Consider the following 15,137-nt stretch of genomic DNA (forward strand, 5'->3'; position numbering starts at 1 on the left):
TCCTTGCCGAGTACGGTCGTGACCAAAGGGATCAGAGCCAGGCCAAGGGCAAGACCCAGCACACCGTCACACAGAGCCGTGATCAGCCATTGCATCAATCCGGACGCTTGACCCATCCCCTGGGCAACTCCGGCAGCAATATGGTGGATCACGTCATAAAGCCAAGGCCAACCCAGTACTTCCATGCCATGGATGATGATCGAGCCTCCGACCCATAGCATCGCCGCGGTTCCCACTGTCGACAACAGCGCCAGCAGCCCGGGCATGCCTTTGACAAGTCCCCGCCCGATCCCCCGGCCAAATCCGGTCTTTGCGGTCATAGCCATCCACAGGCCGATGTCATCCATCTTCACGATCAGGGCAACCGTTCCATAGACGGCAATGGTGATGCCGATCCCCGCCATGCCAAGAGCTGCGGCCTGGAACCAGATGTTGGGGGCTTCGATGGCGGCGAGGATGATCGTCATGATCTCGGCTGACAGGATGAAATCGGTCTTGATGGCACCTTTGACCCGGGCTTCTTCCAGTTGAGCCGGATTGCCCACATCCATGTCCTCCTCGACATGCTCAACAGCATGGGGAAAGAGGCGGTGAAACACCTTCTCGGCGCCCTCGAAACACAGATAGGCCCCACCCAGCATCAACAGGGGGATGACCAGCCAGGGCGCAAATGTGTTGAGCAGCAAAGCCGCAGGCAACAGGATCACGAGCTTGTTGAAAAATGACCCCTTGGTGATCTTCCAGATGATCGGCAGTTCGCGTTTGGCTTCGAAACCGGTGACGTATTTCGGGGTAACAGCGGCATCGTCGATCACCACGCCCGCCGCTTTGGAGCCAGCCTTGGCCGCCATTCCGGCTACATCATCGGCCGAAGCCGCTGCGACCTTGGCGATCGCTGCGACATCATCCAGCAAGGCAAGTAAGCCACTCATGTGCCAGCCCTTCTTTGTGTCCGACCCGATCTGGGCCCCCTTCTCTGCCTATGCGATCTGGACCGTTAGCGCAACCGCGCCAGGTTTGCGCTAACACGTTCATCTTGCGACCCTTTTGCCCTTTTGAGCGGCCCGGGGCTTGGTTATACGGCGCATCAAGGACCTCAGGGACGTACACAAAGGAGCGCCTCCATGACCATCACCGTCGGGATCAACGGGTTTGGCCGCATCGGCCGTTGCACGCTGTCGCATATCGCAGCCTCGGGGCGCGACGACATAAAGGTGGTCAAGCTGAATGCCACGGGGCCGCTGGAAACCGCCGCGCATCTGATCAAATACGACAGTGTTCATGGCCGCTTTCCCGGCGAGGTCACGATTGGCGAGGGCACGCTCGATCTGGGCCGGGGTCCGATCTCGGTGATGTCGACCTATGATCCCAGCGAACTGGACTGGTCCGGCTGCGACGTGGTCCTGGAATGCACTGGCAATTTCAACGATGGTGAGAAGGCGAAGGTGCATCTGGAACAGGGTGCGGGCAAGGTTCTGATCTCGGCGCCTGCCAAGAATGTGGAAAAGACAATCGTGTTTGGCGTCAATGACGACCAGCTCGTAGCGGGCGATCGGATGGTCTCGAACGGCTCCTGCACCACGAACTGCCTTGCGCCTCTGGCAAAGGTGCTGCACGAGGCCTTCGGCATCGAAGCCGGCATCATGACCACCATTCACGCCTATACCGGAGACCAGCCTACACTGGATCGCCGCCACAAGGATCTCTATCGCGCTCGCGCGGCTGCCATGGCGATGATCCCCACCTCGACCGGGGCGGCCAAGGCTCTGGGCGAGGTTCTGCCTGAGCTCAAGGGCAAGCTTGACGGCTCGGCGATCCGCGTGCCGACGCCGAATGTGTCGGCTGTGGATCTGACCTTTACCGCCGGGCGCGCGGTGACTGCGGATGAGGTGAATGCCGCCGTTCTGGCCGCATCCAAAGGTCCGATGAAAGGCGTTCTGGGCTATGAACCCGCTCCTTTGGTGTCGATCGATTTCAACCACACCAGTGAAAGCTCGATCTTTGCGCCGGATCAGACCCGCGTTGTTGGCGAGCGCCTTGTAAGGGTGCTGGCGTGGTATGACAATGAATGGGGCTTCTCGGTACGCATGGCGGATGTTGCCGTTGCAATGGGTCGGCTCTAATCCTGCGCGGCTTGCCTGACGGTTCGGCTTGAGCCATCCTGCGGATGAGGAAAAACAAGACGACAGGCACAGAATGACAAATCCGATTGCCCTGGTGATGGCGGTACTCATCCTCGGTGCCATAGCCGTGGACGTCACCATCTATGGCACCGCACATCTGCTTTTTCTGGGAAAGAAACTTGCCGATTTGATCGAATGGCTGGCGTTCTGGCGTTAACTCCCCAGACGTTCTTTCAGCGCTGTATTGACCAGCGGCGTGACGAATTGCGAAACATCACCGCCCAGCCTGGCGATTTCCTTGACCAGTTTTGATGCAATCGCCTGATGGCGCGCTTCGGCCATCAAGAACACTGTTTCGATGCTGTTATCCAGCACCCGGTTCATGCCAACCATCTGGAATTCATATTCGAAATCCGCCACAGCGCGCAGACCACGTACGATGACCTGAGCGCCGACGTCGCGCGCGCAATCGATCAGCAGGTTCTCGAACGGATGAGCGACGATCTCGGTGCCGGTCTGGGCTGACAGGGACGCGCATTCGCTTTCGATCATCGCGACCCGCTCTTCCAGAGAGAACAAAGGTCCCTTGTCGCGGTTGATGGCCACGCCGATCACCAGCCTGTCCACCAGTGCCGAGGCGCGGCGAATGATGTCCATATGACCCAGCGTGATCGGATCGAACGTACCCGGATAAAGACCGATGCGCATAGGGTGTCTTCCTTCATGTCCCGTGTCTTGGGGCGCACGCAAACATGAACGAGACTGCAGTTCAAGGGCATAGCTGACAGATGCCGCCAAAACCCATGGCGAGCGCGCGCGCCGTGCGGCCTGTGAAGCTGGTCAGTGTCCCATGATCATGCCCTCGAGGGCATCCTTTTCCATCGAAAGTTGCGACAGACGCGCTTTCACGACATCGCCCAGCGTGATCAGCCCGACCATGACTCCGTTTTCGACAACCGGCATGTGCCGGAAGCGGCCATCGGTCATCTGCTGCAAGACGTCATCTGCGGTCATGTCGGTGCTGGCCGTGACCAGACCTTTGGTCATGTAGTCGGCCACCGGACGCGTCAGGCACTCTGCGCCTGATCCGGCCAGTTCACGCACGATATCTCGCTCGGACAGGATTCCGAGTGCGGTCTTGCCATCGGCGGACACAACGACCGAACCGATCCGATGTTGCGCCAGCACCGCTGCTGCCTGCGAAATGGATATCTCGGGCAGCACGGTGAAGACATCGACGCTGTTTTTCGATTTGAGTATCTGATGAACGCGCATCCGGCCTCCCTCCAAGATAATCGCTCGTTTGAGGGTTGCCGCAATGGGATAGCCTGTCAAGCCTGTCAGCTTTGCTCTTCAAGGCGCAACACCTCGTCGCGCACCCCCGTCATGATGGCAGCCGCCAGGCGATTCATCCGGTCGCTGCGCATATCGGATTTATGACGCACAAGATAAAAACTGCGCGTCAGGCTGACCTGATCGGGCAGAACTTTGCGCAACAAATTGTGCTGAGCCAGCGCGAAATCATGCGCAACGCACAGCCCATCCCCCTGACTGGCCATCCGCAATTGCAACGGGACCGAGTTCGAGGCCAGCGCCACCCGATCCACCCCCAGATCACGCAGGTAATCCAGTTCGGCGTCATAAATCATGTCCGGGATATACCCGATGAACGGGTGATTCTTGAGATCGGCAATCGTTTTTATCGGCGGCCGACGGCGTAAATATTGCCGCGCTCCCGCGATATGCAGCTTGTAATCGGTGATCTTTTCCACGTGGAACTGGCCTGCTGTGGGCGGGCTGACCGTGATCGCCATATCCGCTTCGCGCCGGTTCAGGTTCACCACGCGCGGCAATGCCACGATCTGAATATCGAGGTCGGGATTGTTGCGCGACAGGGGCGAACAGATCGGAGACAGCACATAATAGGCACAGCCATCCGGTGCCCCGATGCGAATCTGTCCCGACAGCACGTCATCGGGACCGCTCAGCGCCTCGACACCTGCGCGCATGGCCTGTTCGGCCTCTTCCCCATGCGCCAGCAGCCGCTCACCTGCGCCGGTCAGCGTGTAACCCTGAGGGGATTTGATGAAAAGCGTGGCTCCCATCGCTGCTTCAAGCCGGGCAATACGTCGTCCGACTGTCGCCGGATCCATCTTCAATCTCTTGCCCGCGCCGGACAGGCTTTCTTCGCGCGCAACAAACAGGAATACGCGCAGATCGTCCCAATGTGGCTCCATGTCGGCCCTAACATCCTTTGGTTTTTGCAAATCGTTTTTGAAATCTTGCCTCTGTTCAACTCATTTTTGCAAGCCTATGTTCCGCGATGATGAGGATGGCGTGGCAATTCTGCCCGCCAGACGCGGAGGAACGAGATATGCAAGAACTGACCCATTACCTGAACGGTGCCCACGTCAAAGGCACATCCGGCCGATTTGCCGATGTGATGAACCCCGCCACAGGCGAGGTGCAGGCCAAGGTCCCACTGGCCTCTGCCGTCGAAGTGGATCAGGCGGTTCAACTGGCCGCTGCGGCTCAGCCACAATGGGCCGCGACCAACCCGCAGCGCCGCGCCCGCGTCATGATGAAGTTCGTGGCCCTGCTGAACCGTGACATGGACAAACTGGCCGAAGCGCTCAGCCGCGAACATGGCAAGACCTTGCCTGATGCGGCAGGCGATGTGCAGCGTGGCCTTGAAGTGGTCGAATATTGCATCGGTGCGCCGCAGTTGCTGAAAGGTGAATTCACCGACAGCGCGGGCCCGGGTATCGACATGTATTCCATGCGCCAGCCTCTGGGTGTAACCGCCGGAATCACGCCCTTCAACTTTCCCGCGATGATCCCGATGTGGATGTTTGCCCCTGCCATCGCATGTGGCAACGCCTTCATCCTCAAACCATCCGAGCGTGACCCCTCAGTGCCGCTGATGCTGGCGGAACTGATGGAGGAAGCGGGTCTGCCCAAAGGCATCCTGCAGGTGGTGAATGGTGACAAGGAAGCGGTGGATGCGATCCTGCATCACCCGGTGATCCAGTCGATCGGCTTTGTCGGATCCACACCCATTGCGGAATATATCTATGCCACGGGCTGTGCGAATGGCAAACGCGTGCAATGTTTCGGCGGTGCCAAGAACCACATGATCATCATGCCGGACGCGGATATGGATCAGGCCGCAGACGCGCTGATAGGTGCAGGTTATGGCGCGGCAGGCGAACGCTGCATGGCGATCTCGGTTGCGGTTCCCGTCGGTGATGAGACCGCAGACCGGCTGATCGAAAAGCTGGTTCCGCGTATCGAAAAGCTGAAAGTCGGACCCTACACCGCTGGTAACGACGTGGATTACGGCCCGGTCGTGACAGCGGCAGCCAAAGCAAACATCGAGCGCCTGGTGCAGACCGGGATCGACCAGGGTGCCGAACTGGTTGTTGATGGCCGCGATTTCAAACTGCAGGGCTATGAAGATGGCTATTTTGTCGGCCCGCATCTGTTTGACCGCGCCACCAAGGACATGGATATCTACAAACACGAGATCTTTGGTCCCGTGCTGACCTGTGTGCGTGCCCAAAGCTATGAAGAAGCCATCGGCCTTGCGATGGATCACGAATATGGCAATGGCACCGCGATCTTTACCCGCGATGGCGACGCCGCGCGTGATTTCGCCAATCGTATCAATGTCGGCATGGTCGGCATCAATGTGCCGATCCCGGTGCCATTGGCCTATCATACCTTTGGCGGGTGGAAGAAATCGGTCTTTGGTGACCTCAACCAGCATGGGCCGGATGCGTTCAAATTCTATACCCGCACCAAGACCGTGACCGCGCGCTGGCCCAGCGGCATCAAGGAAGGTGGCGAGTTCTCCATTCCCGTGATGGAGTGATCCGGGGCTGTTGGTGTCCTGGGGGTATTTGAGACCAGAAAGATGCAGGGGGCGCAGGATACATCCTGTGCCCTTCTTGCGTGACGCCATCGCAAAATGCCCACGAAAATTTGACAAGAGCCATGTTTCGCATGCCTTTGGTTTGAGGTAGAATTCCGCAAAGCAGGCAATTTGGAGTATAGTCCCATGTCACGTACGCGCTTTTCGCGGCGATCGGTTTTGTTGGGAACAGGCGCAGCTTTGATGGCGCCTGGTATTCTGCGCGCGCAGACCCCCGAGTTGTGGAACGAAGCATTCCCGAGCAATGAACCGGTGATCCGCGACACCACACCGGCCAGACGCAACATGTCGTCGTTCAAGACGCGCGATTGGCAAGATCACTTTGATACTCTGGGAGCGGGCGCAATCCTGTGCGACATTACCAGCCGCGCGGTACATTACTGGGGTCCGGATGGGCAGACCTATCGCCTTTATCCGTCTTCGGTGCCGATGACGGATGAGCTGACCCGTCGCGGCCGCACGCAAGTGGTGCGCAAGAAAGTCGGACCGACATGGACCCCCACGGCCAATATGCGCGATCGCGATCCCACCTTGCCCGCCTTCCTGCCTGCCGGTCCGGGCAATCCACTGGGCACACATGCGATGTACCTGACATGGCCCGCCTATCTGATCCATGGCACCCATGACACCCGCAAGATCGGCCGTCAGAGCTCTTCGGGATGTATCGGTCTGTACAACCCGCATATCGAAGAATTGTATGGCCTGACGCAAATCGGCACGCAGGTGCTGCTGCTCTGACATCATTTACCTGGGGCCGCATCCCGCGTTAGGCTGATCTCTCAAACTGCGGAGGTTGGCCATGCAGGACGTATTCACAATGGGGATCGAGGAGGAATACCTCCTCGTTGATCGCGACAGCCTGGATCTTGTTGAGGCTCCGGATGGTCTCATGGAGGCCTGCGCATCCGAATTGGAAGAGCAGGTCAGCCCGGAATTCCTGCAATGTCAGATCGAGATCGGCACCAAGGTTTGCACCGACATCCATGCCGCCCGCGAGGATCTGAGACGGCTGCGCGCAAGCGTGGCGCAGCATGCCGCGCGCTATAACCTTGCGCCCATCGCTGTGTCCTGCCACCCGTTTGCGGATTGGAAGGATCAGCAGCACACCAACAAGGAGCGCTATTCAGATCTGCAAAAAGCCCTGGGCGGCGTGGCGCGGCGCATGTTGATTTGCGGAATGCATGTGCATGTGGGCATCGAAGATGAAACGCTGCGCACCGATCTGATGCCGCAGCTGTCTTACTTCCTGCCTCATCTTTTGGCCCTCTCGGCCTCATCACCCTATTGGCAGGGCGAGGATTCCGGGCTGGCGTCCTATCGGCTTACGGTTTTCGACAACCTGCCCCGCACCGGCCTGCCGCCTCATTTTTCCAGTTGGGCCGAGTATGAACGCACCACTGGCACGCTCATCGAACTTGGCATCATCGAGGACACCACCAAGATCTGGTGGGATCTGCGCCCGTCTCACCGCTTTCCGACGCTGGAGACGCGGATCATGGATGTCTCGCCGCGAATGGAGCACACGCTGTCGCTGGCCGCATTGCTGCAGGCGATCACACGCATGCTGTGTCGCCTGAGGGCCGGCAATCTGAAATGGCGCGAGTATGACAGGTTTCTGATCGGCGAGAACCGCTGGCGCGCACAACGCTATGGCATCACCGAAGGACTGATTGATTTCGGCGAGCGCCGCATTCGCCCGTTTGCAGATCTGACCAATGAGCTGATCGGCATGGTGGCCGAAGATGCCGAAGCGCTTGGCTCGATGCACGAGATCACGCAGTTGCAGGACATCATCTCGGGCGGCACCAGCGCCATGCGTCAACGCCGGGTCTGGGCCGATGCACAAAGCAGGGGCGACGATCCCGGCCGCGCCGTGGTGCGCCATCTGATCGAAGAGTTCAACGCCGATCTCTGACGTCAGCGCGACGCGTTCTTCTGTCTGGACCGCCACAGGATGAACAGGCCGGAGAGCACGATCAGACCGCTGCCGACAAGCATCGTCGGGCTGATCGTTTCACCGAACAGCACAACGCCGAAACCGATACCAAAAAGCAGCCGCGTATAGCGAAACGGGGTCACAGCGGACACTTCACCCATCCGCATCGCTGTCATCAGGCTGCCATAGGCCAGCACGCCAGCCAGCACCGCGCCACACAGAAAAAGCCCAGCCTGGCCATCAGGCAGCACAAAAGCGCGCCCCTCCCAGATCCCATATGCGGCACCGGCAAGGGCCACCGGGACAAAGCCATAAAAGCCAAGCACCGGTGCGCTCAGGGATCGCGGAGCGGCGCGGCTTGCCAGATCGCGCCCGGCAAATCCCAGCATACCCAGGACGGCAAGGATCGAGAGCGCCGAAAACCCCTCTGCCCCGGGTTGCAGGATCACAAGAACGCCGGTCAACCCGATCAGGATTGCCGCCCAACGCCGCCAGCCGACCTTTTCGCCAAAGATCAGCGCCGCCCCCGCGACCACCACCAGCGGGGTGGCCTGCAAGATCACCGTCGTGGCCGAAAGCGGCGTCAGCGCCAGTGCCAGGCCATAAAAAAGCCTCCCAAAGCATTCGAAAATCGCGCGGATCCACATCGGGCGGGACAGGACATCGCGGGTAAACAGCGACTCTCCCCGCATCTTGGCCAGTACCGCGAACAAAAGCGTGCCGCCCAGACCAAAGACAATCAGAACCTGACCCAGCGGTATCGACACACTGGCGGCCTTGATGAACACATCCTCGATGGCGAACACCGCCATTGCCGCGACCATCCACGCCGCACCCTGCAGGTTGGCCCGGCGATCAGTTGCGATATGCGGCATCATTGGGTGTCAAAACCGATCTGCAAACGGGGTTGGAACATGGATTCATCGCATGACCGATGGCGCGTACCCCGTCAACGGCTGAGATCACGTCAGGCCCCTGCCCGTCACTGTGAACATGGGGTATGTTTGCGCAAAGGGGATTTGCAGCTTTGCGTGTTGATGTGGCTGGCGGCGCAAGGTAAATAAACACTTGTTCAATTAATGAGCCGCTGGGGGAGGAGACCCGATGGATTTCGCACTCACCGAGGAACAGAGCGCCATATTCGACATGGCCTTCGCATTTGGCCAGGACAACATCGCGCCGCATGCGCGCCAATGGGAAGCAGATGGCACCATCCCCAAAGACCTCTGGCCCCAGATCGGGGCGTTGGGCTTTGGGGGGCTTTATGTTTCGGAAGACAGTGGCGGCGCGGGCCTGACGCGTCTGGATGCGACGCTGGTGTTCGAAGCACTGTCGATGGCCTGCCCCTCGGTCGCGGCCTTTCTGTCGATCCACAACATGTGCGCCCGGATGCTGGACAGTTTCGCCGATGAAGCGCTCAAGGCACGGGTGATGGCGGATGTCATCAGCATGAACACGGTGCTCAGCTATTGCCTGACAGAACCTGGTTCGGGCTCGGATGCGGCCGCCCTCAAGACCCGTGCGGATCGCACGAATGAAGGCTACACGCTCAACGGAACCAAGGCGTTCATCTCGGGGGGCGGATACTCGGATGCCTATATCGCCATGGTGCGCACCGGCGAAGACGGTCCCAAGGGGATATCGACCGTCTATATCGAAGATGGCACGCCGGGTCTGAGCTTTGGTGGACTCGAAGACAAGATGGGCTGGCGGTCCCAGCCCACCGCGCAGGTTCAGTTTGACGACTGCAAGATTCCGGCGGGCAACCTGGTTGGCCAGGAAGGCCACGGTTTCAAATACGCGATGATGGGTCTGGATGGGGGGCGCTTGAACATCGCGGCCTGCTCTCTTGGTGCCGCGCAGATCGCGATCAACCAGACCCTGGATTACATGGGCGAACGCAAGGCCTTCGGCAAACCGATCGACCAGTTTCAGGGCCTGCAATTCCGCCTTGCGGATATGGAGATCGACCTGCAGGCCGCACGTGTCTTTCTGCGCCAAGCCGCCTGGAAACTGGATCAGGGCGCACCGGATGCGACAAAACATTGCGCGATGGCCAAGAAGTTCGTGACCGAAGCCGGATCAAGAATTGTCGACCAATGCCTGCAACTGCACGGCGGCTATGGCTATCTTGCCGATTACGGGATCGAAAAACTGGTGCGCGACCTGCGCGTGCATCAGATCCTGGAAGGCACCAATGAAATCATGCGCGTGATCACCGCCCGCCACATGCTTGAGACGCGCGGATGAGCGATATCGACATCCGCATCGAAGGGCGCGCAGGGCGGATCACACTGAACCGGCCCAAGGCACTCAATGCCATGACCTATGACATGTGCAGGGCCATCGAAGCGGCAATCGATACCTGGCGTGACGACGACGCGGTCTCGCTGGTGCTGTTTGACGCCACCGGCGACAAGGCGTTTTGCGCAGGTGGCGACATTGCCGAACTCTATGCAACCGGCACCAAAGGCGATTTCGCCTATGGCCAGACATTCTGGCGCGATGAATACAGGCTGAACGCCAAGATTTTTGAATATCCAAAGCCTGTCGTCAGCCTGATGCAGGGCTTTACCATGGGCGGCGGTGTGGGCCTTGGCTGTCATGGGTCGCATCGCGTGGTGGGCGAGACCAGTCAGATCGCCATGCCCGAATGTGGCATCGGCCTTGTGCCGGATGTGGGCGGCTCGCTCATGCTTGCACTCGCTCCGGGAAGACTGGGCGAATACCTTGGCACGACAGGCACGCGCATGGGACCGGCGGATGCGATTTATGCCGGTTTTGCAGACACTTACGTGACGCAAGACAGATGGGGCGAACTGACGCGCGCTTTGGTTGAAACAGGCGACACAGACTGCATCGCAAAGGCTGCAACACCCGCACCCGACGGCACGCTGCAAGGGCTTCAAACACAAATCGATGCGTATTTCTGCGGCGAAACCCTGACGGATGTGATCAACACCCTGACCCATCGCACAAGCGATTTCGCCGATGGCGCACTCAAATCGCTCAAACGCGCCGCCCCGCTTTCGGCAGCATGCACCATCGAAATCGTCCATCGCCTCAGAATATCCACGCTGACCATCCGCAAAGCGCTCGAGATGGAGTATCGCTTTACCCATCGCGCCATAGAGCATGGTGATTTCCTCGAAGGCATCCGCGCCCAGATCATCGACAAGGACCGCAATCCGGCATGGCGCTATGCCGACGGTGCGGTTCCTTTGATCGCCGTGAGCCGGATGCTGTTGCCGCTCGGGCCGGACACACTCACATTCTGAACAAGGGAGAGACGCTATGAAGATCGGGTTTATCGGGCTGGGCAATATGGGCGCACCAATGGCCGCCAATCTCGCTGCCGCAGGCCATTCGGTGACCGGCTTTGACGTTGCAGGCGTTCAGCTGCAGGGTGTTTCGCCCGCCGCAAGCGCTCAAGAGGCCGCCAAAGGCGCTGATGTCGTGATCACCATGCTGCCCAACGGCGAGATCCTGCGCGCCGTGGCAAGCAAGATCATCCCCGTGATGGAGCCGGATTCCGGTTTCGTCGATTGCTCGACCGTGGATGTCGACAGCGCCCGCGCGGTGGCGCTGCAGGCCGCTTCTGCAGGCCTCCTGCCTGTCGATGCACCCGTCTCGGGCGGCGTGGGCGGTGCATCGGCGGGCACGCTGACCTTCATGGCAGGCGGCTCGCAAGCTGCGTTTGCCAAGGCACAGCCGCTATTCGACATCATGGGCCAGAAAGCCGTGCATTGTGGCGACTCCGGAGCCGGCCAGGCGGCGAAGATCTGCAATAACATGATCCTCGGCGTAACTATGATCGCCACCTGCGAAGCCTTTGCGCTGGCAGATAAGCTTGGTCTGGATCGCCAGAAAATGTTTGATGTGGTCTCGACCTCGTCAGGATACAGCTGGACAATGAACGCGTATTGCCCCGCTCCGGGCGTCGGCCCGCAATCTCCTGCCGACAACGACTACAAGCCAGGTTTTGCCGCGGATCTGATGCTCAAGGACCTGCGCCTCAGTCAACAAGCCGCCGAGAGCGCGGATGCAGATACACCTATGGGCCAGCTCGCGCAGACGCTTTATGCGCAATTCGTCGAAAACGAAGATGGCAAAGGCCGCGATTTCAGCGCCATGCTGCCCCGCTTCGAAAAGCGCGGACGGCACTGATCCCCACCCCTCTTCTTCATCTTGCCAAAAATATTCCCAGGGGCGCGGGGGCAGCGCCCCCGCTTGGCTCGGCTTGGCATCTCCGATCCGATCCGATCCGATCATTCCGCGGCGACGCGCTTGTCCTTGAGCATGGGCGCAAGGTAGCGCCCGGTGTGGCTGCGCTCTTCTGCCGCCACCTCTTCAGGAGTTCCAACGGCAACCACCTCGCCCCCGCCATCGCCGCCCTCGGGGCCAATGTCGATAAGGTAATCGGCCGTCTTCACCACATCGAGATTGTGCTCGATAACGACAACCGTATTGCCCTGATCCACCAATTCATGCAGCACTTCCAACAACTTGCGCACATCTTCGAAATGCAGACCCGTGGTGGGTTCATCCAGAATATACAGCGTCCGGCCGGTCGAGCGCTTCGCCAGTTCCTTGGAGAGCTTCACCCGTTGCGCTTCACCGCCCGACAACGTCGTGGCCTGCTGACCGACCTTGATATAGCCAAGGCCAACCCGCACCAGCGCATCCATCTTTTCGCGGATCGACGGCACCGCCTTGAAGAACTCCTGCGCATCCTCGACGGTCATGTCCAGCACATCCGCGATGCTTTTGCCCTTGAACTTGATCTCGAGCGTTTCGCGATTGTAACGCGCGCCTTTGCAGGTTTCGCAGGTCACATAGACATCCGGAAGAAAGTGCATCTCGATCTTGATCACACCATCGCCCTGACAGGCCTCGCACCGCCCGCCCTTGACGTTGAAGGAAAACCGCCCGGGCTTGTAACCGCGCGTCTTGGCCTCCGGCAACCCCGCGAACCAATCGCGGATCGGCGTGAATGCCCCGGTATAGGTCGCCGGGTTGGAACGCGGCGTGCGCCCGATGGGCCGCTGATCGATGTCGATGACCTTGTCCAGATGCTCCAGCCCCTTGATCGTTTCGCAGGGAGCCGGCGTCTGGCGCGCTCCGTTCAGACGCATCGACGCCGTTTTGAACAGGGTTTCGATCGTCAATGTGGACTTGCCGCCCCCCGAAACACCGGTGACACAGACGAATTTGCCCAGCGGAAAATCCACCGTGACGTCCTTCAGGTTGTTCCCCGTCGCCTTGACCACGGTCACTTTTTTCTTTGTGCCCTTGCGCCGCGTGGTCGGCACCGGGATCTCGCGGGTGCCCGACAGGTATTGTCCCGTCACCGAGGCCGGATCCGCCGCAATCTGGGACGGCGTGCCATGCGAGACCACCTGCCCCCCATGCACACCGGCCCCCGGACCGATATCGAACACGTAATCGGCTTCGCGGATCGCTTCTTCGTCATGCTCGACAACGATCACCGTGTTGCCCTGATCCCGCAGCGATTTCAGCGTGAGCAAAAGCCGGTCATTGTCGCGCTGGTGCAAGCCGATGGAGGGTTCGTCCAGAACATAAAGAACCCCTGTCAGACCCGAACCGATCTGGCTGGCAAGGCGGATCCTCTGACTTTCTCCGCCACTTAACGTACCACTTGAACGTGACAGCGTAAGATATTCCAATCCCACGTTGTTCAGGAAACCCAACCGCTCACGGATCTCTTTCAATATTGCGCGGGCAATCTCGCCTTTCTGCGCGCTCAGATGATCAGGCACACTTTCGATCCAGGCCAGAGCCTCGCGGATCGACATCTGCACCACATGCCCCACATGCAGGCCCGCGATCTTGACCGCCAGCGCCTCTTCGCGCAGGCGGAAGCCGTCACAGGTGCCACAGGGGCGATTGTTCTGATAGCGTTCGAATTCCTCGCGGATCCAGCTTGAATCCGTCTCGCGATAGCGCCGCTCCATATTGGGCACAACACCCTCGAACACGCGCGTCACCTGATAGACGCGCCCGCCCTCGTCATAGCGAAACGGAATCTCATCATCGCCCGAGCCGTACAGGAACACCTGCTGCACATGCGCGGGCAGATCTTTCCAGCGCGCGTTCTTGTCAAACTCATAGTGTTTGGCAATGGCTTCAATGGTTTGCAGGAAATAGGGTGACTTGCCCTTACGCCAGGGTGCCAGCGCCCCATCACTGATTTTCAGCGTCTGATCCGGCACAACGAGGCGTTCATCAAAGAACAATTCCATTCCCAATCCGTCGCAGGACGGGCACGCCCCGAAGGGCGCATTGAATGAGAACAGGCGGGGTTCGATCTCGGGAATCGTGAACCCGCTCACCGGACAGGCAAAATTCTCGCTGAAGGTGAAACGCTCGGGCTCATCCGTGGCGGTCTCGAGTATGGCAATGCCGTCGGCCAGATCCAGAGCCGTGCGCAGCGAATCCGCAAGACGGGTTTCAAGCCCGTCACGCACGACGATGCGATCCACAACCACATCAATGTCGTGGCGGAACTTCTTGTCCAGCGTGGGCGGTTCGTCCAGCTCGTAAAACGCGCCATCCACCTTGACGCGTTGAAAGCCCTGCTTGCGTAACTCGAGGAATTCCTTGCGATATTCGCCTTTTCGATCTCGCACGATCGGAGCCAGAAGATAGGCACGCGTGCCCTCCTCCATCGCCATGATCCTGTCGACCATGTCCTGCACCTGCTGTGCCTCGATCGGCTTGCCGGTTGCCGGGCTATAGGGCGTGCCTGCGCGCGCATAGAGCAGGCGCAAATAGTCGTAAATCTCGGTCACCGTTCCAACAGTCGAGCGCGGGTTCTTGGAGGTGGTCTTCTGTTCGATCGAAATCGCTGGGCTCAGACCCGAGATGTGATCGACATCGGGTTTCTGCATCATGTCCAGAAACTGCCGCGCATAGGCGCTGAGCGATTCAACATAGCGCCGCTGCCCTTCGGCATAGATCGTATCGAACGCGAGGGAGGATTTTCCCGAGCCGGAAAGCCCAGTGATAACAACAAGTTGGTCGCGGGGAATGTCCACGTCGATATTCTTGAGGTTATGCTCGCGCGCGCCGCGCACCTCGATATGTTTCAGCTCGGCCATTCTGCTCGCCCTACCACCCATTC

The 15,137-nt window shown here is 59.5% G+C and carries 14 protein-coding genes; 8 read left to right on the forward strand and 6 right to left on the reverse strand.

The genetic code is table 11. The features are described 5' to 3' along the window. On the reverse strand, window positions 1–932 hold a 932-nt coding region (locus tag WAO69_RS15420), incomplete at its 3' end, for a DUF808 domain-containing protein (RefSeq protein WP_422180722.1). Between the two features lie 192 nt (window positions 933–1,124). On the opposite strand from WAO69_RS15420, the gene gap reads away from it, so the two are divergent. After that, entirely contained in the window at window positions 1,125–2,123 is a 999-nt protein-coding gene (gene gap, locus WAO69_RS15425; protein WP_422180724.1) for a type I glyceraldehyde-3-phosphate dehydrogenase, read from the forward strand. A gap of 73 nt (window positions 2,124–2,196) precedes the next feature. After that, entirely contained in the window at window positions 2,197–2,340 is a 144-nt protein-coding gene (locus WAO69_RS15430) for a hypothetical protein (protein WP_422180726.1), read from the forward strand. Here the strand turns inward: WAO69_RS15430 and coaD are convergent. The 3 genes from coaD to WAO69_RS15445 form a co-directional block, all read right to left on the reverse strand. Beyond that, window positions 2,337–2,831: a pantetheine-phosphate adenylyltransferase gene (gene coaD, locus WAO69_RS15435; RefSeq protein WP_422180728.1), complete on the reverse strand. Its 495-nt coding sequence runs from the start codon at window positions 2,829–2,831 to the stop codon at window positions 2,337–2,339. The two genes, WAO69_RS15430 and coaD, sit on opposite strands and share 4 nt — an antisense overlap. Before the next feature lie 132 nt (window positions 2,832–2,963). Then, entirely contained in the window at window positions 2,964–3,398 is a 435-nt protein-coding gene (locus tag WAO69_RS15440) for a CBS domain-containing protein (RefSeq protein ID WP_422180730.1), read from the reverse strand. Window positions 3,399–3,463: 65 nt separating this feature from the next. Further along, window positions 3,464–4,360, reverse strand: coding sequence for a LysR family transcriptional regulator (locus WAO69_RS15445; protein WP_422180732.1), 897 nt, complete (start codon window positions 4,358–4,360; stop codon window positions 3,464–3,466). Window positions 4,361–4,497: 137 nt separating this feature from the next. Here WAO69_RS15445 and WAO69_RS15450 point away from each other — a divergent pair, with 137 nt between their 5' ends. The 3 genes from WAO69_RS15450 (at window position 4,498) to WAO69_RS15460 (ending at window position 7,972) form a co-directional block, all read left to right on the forward strand. Further along, the gene (locus WAO69_RS15450) at window positions 4,498–5,997 is read left to right on the forward strand and encodes a CoA-acylating methylmalonate-semialdehyde dehydrogenase (protein WP_422180734.1); all 1,500 of its coding nucleotides are present in this window, start codon (window positions 4,498–4,500) and stop codon (window positions 5,995–5,997) included. 186 nt (window positions 5,998–6,183) lie between these two features. Next, a complete protein-coding gene (locus WAO69_RS15455) occupies window positions 6,184–6,795 on the forward strand; it encodes a L,D-transpeptidase (RefSeq protein ID WP_422180736.1) in 612 nt (203 codons plus the stop codon). A gap of 61 nt (window positions 6,796–6,856) precedes the next feature. Next, entirely contained in the window at window positions 6,857–7,972 is a 1,116-nt protein-coding gene (locus tag WAO69_RS15460) for a carboxylate-amine ligase (protein ID WP_422180738.1), read from the forward strand. Between the two features lie 2 nt (window positions 7,973–7,974). On the opposite strand, the gene WAO69_RS15465 is transcribed toward WAO69_RS15460, so the two are convergent. Then, window positions 7,975–8,871: a DMT family transporter gene (locus tag WAO69_RS15465; protein WP_422180740.1), complete on the reverse strand. Its 897-nt coding sequence runs from the start codon at window positions 8,869–8,871 to the stop codon at window positions 7,975–7,977. Between the two features lie 226 nt (window positions 8,872–9,097). Here WAO69_RS15465 and WAO69_RS15470 point away from each other — a divergent pair, with 226 nt between their 5' ends. Genes WAO69_RS15470 through mmsB form a run of 3 tightly spaced genes read left to right on the forward strand, consistent with a single transcriptional unit; the run spans window position 9,098 to window position 12,160 of the window. Then, window positions 9,098–10,243, forward strand: coding sequence for an acyl-CoA dehydrogenase family protein (locus WAO69_RS15470; RefSeq protein ID WP_422180742.1), 1,146 nt, complete (start codon window positions 9,098–9,100; stop codon window positions 10,241–10,243). Further along, window positions 10,240–11,271, forward strand: coding sequence for an enoyl-CoA hydratase/isomerase family protein (locus WAO69_RS15475; protein ID WP_422180744.1), 1,032 nt, complete (start codon window positions 10,240–10,242; stop codon window positions 11,269–11,271). Before WAO69_RS15470 ends, WAO69_RS15475 begins: the two co-directional genes overlap by 4 nt. A gap of 16 nt (window positions 11,272–11,287) precedes the next feature. Then, window positions 11,288–12,160 carry a 3-hydroxyisobutyrate dehydrogenase gene (mmsB, locus tag WAO69_RS15480; RefSeq protein WP_422180746.1) on the forward strand — a complete coding sequence of 291 codons (873 nt, stop codon included), beginning with the start codon at window positions 11,288–11,290 and terminating at the stop codon, window positions 12,158–12,160. Between the two features lie 101 nt (window positions 12,161–12,261). Here the strand turns inward: mmsB and uvrA are convergent, their stop codons facing one another. Then, window positions 12,262–15,114, reverse strand: a complete 2,853-nt coding sequence (gene uvrA, locus WAO69_RS15485) for an excinuclease ABC subunit UvrA (RefSeq protein ID WP_422180749.1) — start codon at window positions 15,112–15,114, stop codon at window positions 12,262–12,264. Window positions 15,115–15,137 lie beyond the last annotated feature (23 nt).

This window comes from Aestuariivita sp., from assembly GCF_049276915.1.
In the GTDB taxonomy this organism is placed as follows: Bacteria; Pseudomonadota; Alphaproteobacteria; order Rhodobacterales; family Rhodobacteraceae; genus Aestuariivita.

Coding starts and splice junctions, on each gene's coding strand:
- WAO69_RS15455 (WP_422180736.1), top strand. CDS start 6,184: ATGTCACGTACGCGCTTTTCGCGGCGATCGGTTTTGTTGGGAACAGGC.
- WAO69_RS15465 (WP_422180740.1), bottom strand. CDS start 8,871: ATGATGCCGCATATCGCAACTGATCGCCGGGCCAACCTGCAGGGTGCG.
- WAO69_RS15440 (WP_422180730.1), bottom strand. CDS start 3,398: ATGCGCGTTCATCAGATACTCAAATCGAAAAACAGCGTCGATGTCTTC.
- gap (WP_422180724.1), top strand. CDS start 1,125: ATGACCATCACCGTCGGGATCAACGGGTTTGGCCGCATCGGCCGTTGC.
- WAO69_RS15450 (WP_422180734.1), top strand. CDS start 4,498: ATGCAAGAACTGACCCATTACCTGAACGGTGCCCACGTCAAAGGCACA.
- coaD (WP_422180728.1), bottom strand. CDS start 2,831: ATGCGCATCGGTCTTTATCCGGGTACGTTCGATCCGATCACGCTGGGT.
- uvrA (WP_422180749.1), bottom strand. CDS start 15,114: ATGGCCGAGCTGAAACATATCGAGGTGCGCGGCGCGCGCGAGCATAAC.
- WAO69_RS15470 (WP_422180742.1), top strand. CDS start 9,098: ATGGATTTCGCACTCACCGAGGAACAGAGCGCCATATTCGACATGGCC.
- WAO69_RS15460 (WP_422180738.1), top strand. CDS start 6,857: ATGCAGGACGTATTCACAATGGGGATCGAGGAGGAATACCTCCTCGTT.
- WAO69_RS15475 (WP_422180744.1), top strand. CDS start 10,240: ATGAGCGATATCGACATCCGCATCGAAGGGCGCGCAGGGCGGATCACA.
- mmsB (WP_422180746.1), top strand. CDS start 11,288: ATGAAGATCGGGTTTATCGGGCTGGGCAATATGGGCGCACCAATGGCC.
- WAO69_RS15430 (WP_422180726.1), top strand. CDS start 2,197: ATGACAAATCCGATTGCCCTGGTGATGGCGGTACTCATCCTCGGTGCC.
- WAO69_RS15445 (WP_422180732.1), bottom strand. CDS start 4,360: ATGGAGCCACATTGGGACGATCTGCGCGTATTCCTGTTTGTTGCGCGC.